This is a genomic window from Micromonospora sp. M51 (assembly GCF_018070305.1).
Classification (GTDB): Bacteria; Actinomycetota; Actinomycetes; order Mycobacteriales; family Micromonosporaceae; genus Micromonospora; species Micromonospora parva.
Genome location: NZ_JAGPXZ010000376.1, coordinates 1 through 5,824 on the forward strand (window position 1 = coordinate 1; position 5,824 = coordinate 5,824).

Here is a 5,824-nt window from a genome sequence, read left to right on the forward strand (position 1 = left end):
TCGACTCCGCCGAGTCGCGCAGCGACCCGAGCACCGCGCCGATCTTGTCGGCCGGCATCGGCTTGAAGAAGTGGTAGCCCTGCGCGGAGGTGCAACCCAGCTCGGCCAGGGCCATCCGCTGCTCGGCGGTCTCGACCCCTTCGGCGACCACCCGTAGCCCCAGCTCGTGGGCAAGGCCCACCGTCGTCCGGACGATCGCGGCGGCCTCCGGCGAGTCGGCCATCCGGATGACGAAGGAGCGGTCCACCTTCAGCTCGTCCACTCGGCGACCACCCGTAGCCCCAGCTCGTGGGCAAGGCCCACCGTCGTCCGGACGATCGCGGCGGCCTCCGGCGAGTCGGCCATCCGGATGACGAAGGAGCGGTCCACCTTCAGCTCGTCCACGGCGATCCGGGTGAGGAACGTCAACGACGAGAAGCCGGTGCCGAAGTCGTCGACAGCGAGTTGCACGCCCATCGACCTCAGCGTCGCCAACACCTCGTCGATGACCTCCAGCTCGCTCATCACCACCGTCTCGGTGATCTCCAGGACGAGCCGGTGCGGCGGCACCTGGTGGCGGCGCAACGCGTCGGCGATCTCCACCGGCAACCGGGGGTCCAGCAGGCTGCGCGCCGACAGGTTGACCGAGATCGGGACGTCCAACCCCTCCCGAGCCCAACCGGCGGCCACGCTGAGCGCCTTGTTCAGCACGTAGCGGGTGAAGGTGCCGAGCTGCTCGCTGTTCTCCACCGGCCGGATGAAGTCGGCCGGGTTCAGCCACCCCCGCCGGGGATGCTGCCACCGGATCAGCGCCTCCACCCCGGTCGGCGCACCAGTGGCCAGGTCGACCGCCGGTTGCAGTGCCAGCACCAGCTGATCGTCGACAGTCAACGCCTCACGTAGCTCGGCCAGCAGGGCGAGCTGGTCGGTGCTGGCCGCGTCGCGCGCGCCGTCGTACGCGGCGACGTTGCCGCCGCCCTCCTTGGCCTGGTACATCGCGATGTCGGCCCGACGCAGCAGCTCGGTCAGGTCAGCGGTGCCGGCGGCGGCCACCACCACACCGACGGAGACCTCGATGGACATCCGTACGCCGGCCACCTCGGTCGGCGCGGCCAGCCGCTCGGCGATCTCGCGGGCCTGGCGCAGCGCGTGGGCCATCGGGGCGGCCCGGTCGCCGAGCACCGGCACCGCCGTGAGCAGGAGGGCGAACTCGTCACCGCCGAGTCGGCCGAGCAGGTCCCCGGTGCGGACCAGCGCGTTGAGTCGGTTCGCGGTCAGCCGCAGCAGTTGGTCGCCCGCCGCGTGACCGAGGGTGTCGTTGACTTCCTTGAACTGGTTGATGTCCAGCAGCAGCAGCGCCACCGGGTGGTCGTGGCTGAGCTGTCGCAGCGACTGGTCGCCCCTGCTCAGCATCGCCGCCCGGTTGGCGAGCCCGGTGAGCGGGTCGTGCACCGCGTCGTACGACGAACGGGCGGTCACCAGGCGCAGCTCGTGGTGGGTAGCGGCGTCGTGCAGCGCGGCGGCGAGCGCGTCGCCGAACGCGGCCACCGCGTCGCGTTCCCGGGCGGTGGGCGGGGCCGAGCGGGGGAACCGCACCCGCAGCCGACCGACCGGCGCGGCACCGACCGACAGCGCCCGGCTCAGCTCGTGCTCGTCCGGTTCGGACTGTTCCGGTGGTCCGGTCTCGCGGTCGACCAGTTGACCGCCGGCGTCGCCCCGGTAGCGGTGCCACCGGCCGTCGGGCCGGGCCACGTCGACGTCCACCAGTTCGGCGTTGAACAGCGTCAGCGCTCCGGTGACCGCCGCGCTGGCCACCCCCCGCTCGTCGAGCTGGTTGAGGGCCGCGGTGGCCTCGGCGAAGGCCCGCCAGGTGCGGCGCTCCTGATCCGAGCGCAACCGGTAACGGTAGGTCTGTTGCAGCAGCCACAGCAGCGGCGGCAGCAACAGCAACCAGCGCGGGTCGAGCTCCAGCAGCGCGACCACCACGAGGCCGACCGCCACGTTGCCGACGAACATCAGCAGCTTGCCGCGCAGCGCGGCGAGCAGCGGCGGCCCGATGGGCAGGCCGTGCCGCAGACCCACCGTCACGCCGCCGAGCCAGGCGGTCACCAGGAGGTACGTCACCGAACCGGCGATCACGGCCAGCGCCAGCATCGGGGTGGGCGCAGAGAGCAGCGGCCGCCCGAGCGCGGTGGTCACGGACACCGCCAGTGCCGACGCGGCGGCGAGCGACGCGGCGATCCGGACGATCTCCAGGGCCGGACGGCGGTCGTTGTGCAGTGACAGGATCGTCCAGGCCAGCCCGGTGCCGAGCAGCGTGGCGGACGGGAGCCAGCCGGCGGGGGTCAGGTAGAGGCAGACGATCAGGGCCGCCTCGCCCCAGGTGATGCTGACCATGCCCGCTGGCGAGCGGAACCGCAGCCGGGCGAACTGGGCGAGGGCGAGGACAGCGACGGCGATGCCGAAGCGGGCCGGACCGCCAAGGGGGTCGTCGGCCGGCAGCTGGACCGGGAGGGTCAACCCGACCACCGCGGCGGCCACTGCGGTCACCGTGACGGCGGCGGTGAGCACGAGCAGCCGGCCCGGTGTGCCACGCACCCCGAGCCGATCGAACGGGTCGTCGGCCGGACCGGAGGTCATCGACCTCCCCCGTCAGCCGACCGACCGACGTCGCGGCGGGCGGCCGGTGCTGTGCTGGTCATCGGCGCCCCCTCCCGCACACGGCTCGGAGACTTTTGGTCCCCCCGGCGGAAGGCTAAGCCAAACCGGGTGGCCGCAACAGGGGGCGACCACCCGGTTCGGCGTGATTCATGCGCCGGCTACCCGTTCAGGTGCTGCTGGTGCCCGTTGGGAGCGGGTGTGGATGAATCCCGCCCCCCGGTCCCGTCTGTCGGATCGACGACTGACGCATCGGCCCTGGTCGGGTCGGCCGCCCCGGACTGCTGGGGGAAACGGTCCGGCAGACGGCGCAGCCGAGAGTTCATGTTGCGGATCAGCAGGATGGTCGCGGTGGCCAGCAGCAGGATGAGGAACAGACCCATCGGCCCGGCCAGACCACCCGTGCGGGTGTCCCCGAAGTTGTTCTCCGCGAGCACCTGGGCAGCGGTCAGCATGGCGTTCCTCCGAAGTGCGGTTGGTAACCAGGGTAGCCCTGCCCGGAATCAGCGCGCGTGCGCCGTCTCCCGCACACCCGCGAAGAGATCAGACTCGGGCAGCGGGCTGTCGACCATCGAGCGGGCCAGCTCGTAATCCTCGGTAGGCCAGGCGCGTTGCTGCAACTCCATCGGGACGTGGAACCAGAAGCCGTCCGGGTCGACCTGGGTCGCGTGGGCGCGCAGCGCGTCATCGCGGACCGGGAAGTAGTCGGCGCACTCCACCCGGGTGGTGATCCGGGGGCCCTTGTCGGGCCGATCCTCCCACCGCTTGAGCCACTCCTCGTAGGGCGACTCCAGCCCGGCGGCCAGCATGCCCTCGTGCAGCGCCATGATCTTGCCCTTGGAGAAGCCGATGTCGTAGTAGAGCTTCAGCGGCTGCCAGGGCGCGCCCAGCTCCGGGTAGCGCTCCGGGTCACCGGCGGCCTCGAAGGCGGCCACGCTCACCTTGTGACACATGATGTGGTCCGGGTGCGGGTAGCCACCCTCCTCGTCGTACGTGGTCACGACGTGCGGACGGAACTCACGCATCAGCCGCACCAGCGGACCCGCGGCGACCTCGACGTCCTGAAGGGCGAAACAGCCCTCGGGCAGCGGCGGCAACGGGTCGCCCTCGGGCAGGCCCGAGTCGACGAAGCCCAGCCAGGCCTGGTCGACACCGAGGATCGCCCGCGCGGCGTCCATCTCGGCCCGCCGGATCTCACCGATGTTGGCCCACACGTCGGGCCGGTCGAGCTTGGGGTTGAGCACGCTCCCGCGCTCGCCGCCCGTGCACGTCACGACCAGGACGTCCACCCCCTGAGCGACATACTTCGCCGTCGTCGCCGCGCCCTTGCTCGACTCGTCGTCCGGGTGCGCGTGCACGGCCATGAGACGCAGTTGCTCTGCCAACTTCGGCGCTCCTCGTCTGTGCCGGACGGTGGACCCGACCGGGCTCAACCGGCTGACCTGCCGGGATCTTCTCGCCGCACCCTGTCGCCGGCCAGCAGCGCCAGGCATGACCTGCCATTCCTGCCGCTGGACCGGGTGGGAGGATGGGGCTCTGTCATTCTTGCCGATGCCGCCGACAACAACGCCAGGAGATACCCGCCGGTGACCGAGACGCACGCCACAATTTCACCAGCTGCGCCGGAATTCCCGGCCGGGCGCTACGGCCGGCGTCGGGCACCGGGCGGCAAGCGCCGCCGTACGCTGCTGGCCGCGCTGGCGCTGCTGGCGCTGGTGGCGACGCTGACCGTGATCTCGTTCCGGCTCTACCGGCAGTACGGCGACCCGGTCTACGACGCACAGGTGATCACGTACACCGACATCACGGACAAGCAGGTGCTCGTCCACTTCCGGGTGACAGTCCCGCCGGGTGGCTCGGCGGTCTGCGTGCTGCGGGCCCGGGACCGTGCCGGGGCCGAGGTGGCCCGCGAACAGGTCACCGTGACCGCCGCCCCCGGGGATCGGCACGTCACGACCCGGCACCGCCTGGCCACCACCGCGCGGCCGTTCATCGGCGAGGTGCTGCGCTGCCAATCACCGTCCTGAGCTGCCCGAACAGCACTGGAAACGCTGTCGATCGAGCGCCTACCGCGGGTGTCGGATCCGGACACCGGCGGTGATGGCCGACACCCTGTGTCGTACCGCACTGGTAACTTGGTAGTTCACCTGTCAGCCAGCCACGCACAACTGAGGAGAACGCCTGTGTCCACTGGCAACGAGGCGCCCGCCACCTGGCTGTCCCAGGACGCGTACGACCGCCTCCAGGCCGAGCTCGACGAGCACATCGCCAACCGTCCGGCGATCGCAGCCGAGATCAACGCTCGGCGCGAGGAGGGCGACCTGCGGGAGAACGGCGGCTACCACGCCGCCCGCGAGGAGCAGGGCAAGGCCGAGGGTCGCATCCGCTACCTGCAGGAGCTGCTGCGCACCGCGAAGGTCGGCGAGGCCCCGTCCGCCGACGCGGTGTCGCCGGGCATGGTGGTGACGATCTACTTCGACGACGACACCAACGACACCGAGACGTTCCTGCTCGGTTCGCGGGAGATCGCGGCCACTACCGACCTGACCGTCTACAGCCCCGAGTCCGCGCTGGGCAAGGCGATCCTGGGCGGGCGAGCCGGGCAGACCTGCACCTACACGGCACCCAGCGGCGCCGACATCAAGGTGACGGTGGTCAGCTTCGAGCCGTTCTCCGGCTGACCCGTCGCCGACAGCGGCCGGCCGGGTTGACCGAGGCCGGCACCGAGACACCGCGTATCCGAGGCGTGGCACCTACCGGTGTCACGCCTCGGCTGCGAAGACCACCTGGTAGCCGCTGGCCCGCAGGGCGCTGATCAGCGTGTCCGAGTGTTCGACGCCCCGGGTCTCCACCGACAGCGCGACCTCCACCTCGCCGAGGCTGAGGTGCGGGTTGGCCCGCTGATGCTCCACGTCGACCACGTTGGCCCGGTGCTCGGCGATCTGGCTGAGCAACGACGCGAGCTGCCCCGGCCGGTCCGAACAGCGGACTGTCACCCGCAGGTAGCGACCCGCGGCGGCCAACCCGTGCTCGATCACCCGCAGCATCAGCAACGGGTCGATGTTGCCGCCGGAGAGCACGGCGACCACCGGCGTCTCCACCTCGACCACGCCGGCCAGCAGCGCGGCGACCCCGACCGCCCCGGCCGGCTCGACCACCTGCTTGCCGCGCTCCAGCAACATCAGCA

Annotated in this window: 6 protein-coding genes and 1 pseudogene; 2 read left to right on the plus strand and 5 right to left on the minus strand. The window is 71.4% G+C overall.

The window, feature by feature from the left end:
• The 4 genes and pseudogenes from KBX53_RS19700 to mca form a co-directional block, all read right to left on the minus strand.
• The coding region (locus KBX53_RS19700; protein ID WP_210860906.1) for an EAL domain-containing protein at window positions 1-262 on the minus strand (262 nt) is incomplete at its 3' end.
• A pseudogene (locus KBX53_RS19705) lies at window positions 262-2,619 on the minus strand (putative bifunctional diguanylate cyclase/phosphodiesterase); the annotation flags it as partial. The pseudogene KBX53_RS19705 and the gene KBX53_RS19700, both read right to left, overlap by 1 nt.
• Window positions 2,620-2,798: 179 nt before the next feature.
• Window positions 2,799-3,092, minus strand: coding sequence for a hypothetical protein (locus KBX53_RS19710; protein ID WP_030337951.1), 294 nt, complete (start codon window positions 3,090-3,092; stop codon window positions 2,799-2,801).
• A 48-nt stretch (window positions 3,093-3,140) separates the two neighbouring features.
• Window positions 3,141-4,022 carry a mycothiol conjugate amidase Mca gene (gene mca / locus KBX53_RS19715; RefSeq protein WP_030337950.1) on the minus strand — a complete coding sequence of 294 codons (882 nt, stop codon included), beginning with the start codon at window positions 4,020-4,022 and terminating at the stop codon, window positions 3,141-3,143.
• A 201-nt stretch (window positions 4,023-4,223) separates the two neighbouring features.
• Here mca and KBX53_RS19720 point away from each other — a divergent pair, with 201 nt between their 5' ends.
• Both KBX53_RS19720 and greA read left to right on the plus strand, forming a co-directional pair.
• Window positions 4,224-4,664, plus strand: coding sequence for a DUF4307 domain-containing protein (locus KBX53_RS19720; protein ID WP_210860908.1), 441 nt, complete (start codon window positions 4,224-4,226; stop codon window positions 4,662-4,664).
• 156 nt (window positions 4,665-4,820) lie between these two features.
• On the plus strand, window positions 4,821-5,318 hold the full coding sequence (gene greA / locus KBX53_RS19725) for a transcription elongation factor GreA (protein ID WP_030337948.1): 498 nt from the start codon (window positions 4,821-4,823) through the stop codon (window positions 5,316-5,318).
• 81 nt (window positions 5,319-5,399) lie between these two features.
• On the opposite strand, the gene KBX53_RS19730 is transcribed toward greA, so the two are convergent.
• The coding region (locus KBX53_RS19730) for an ACT domain-containing protein (protein ID WP_305797964.1) at window positions 5,400-5,824 on the minus strand (425 nt) is incomplete at its 5' end.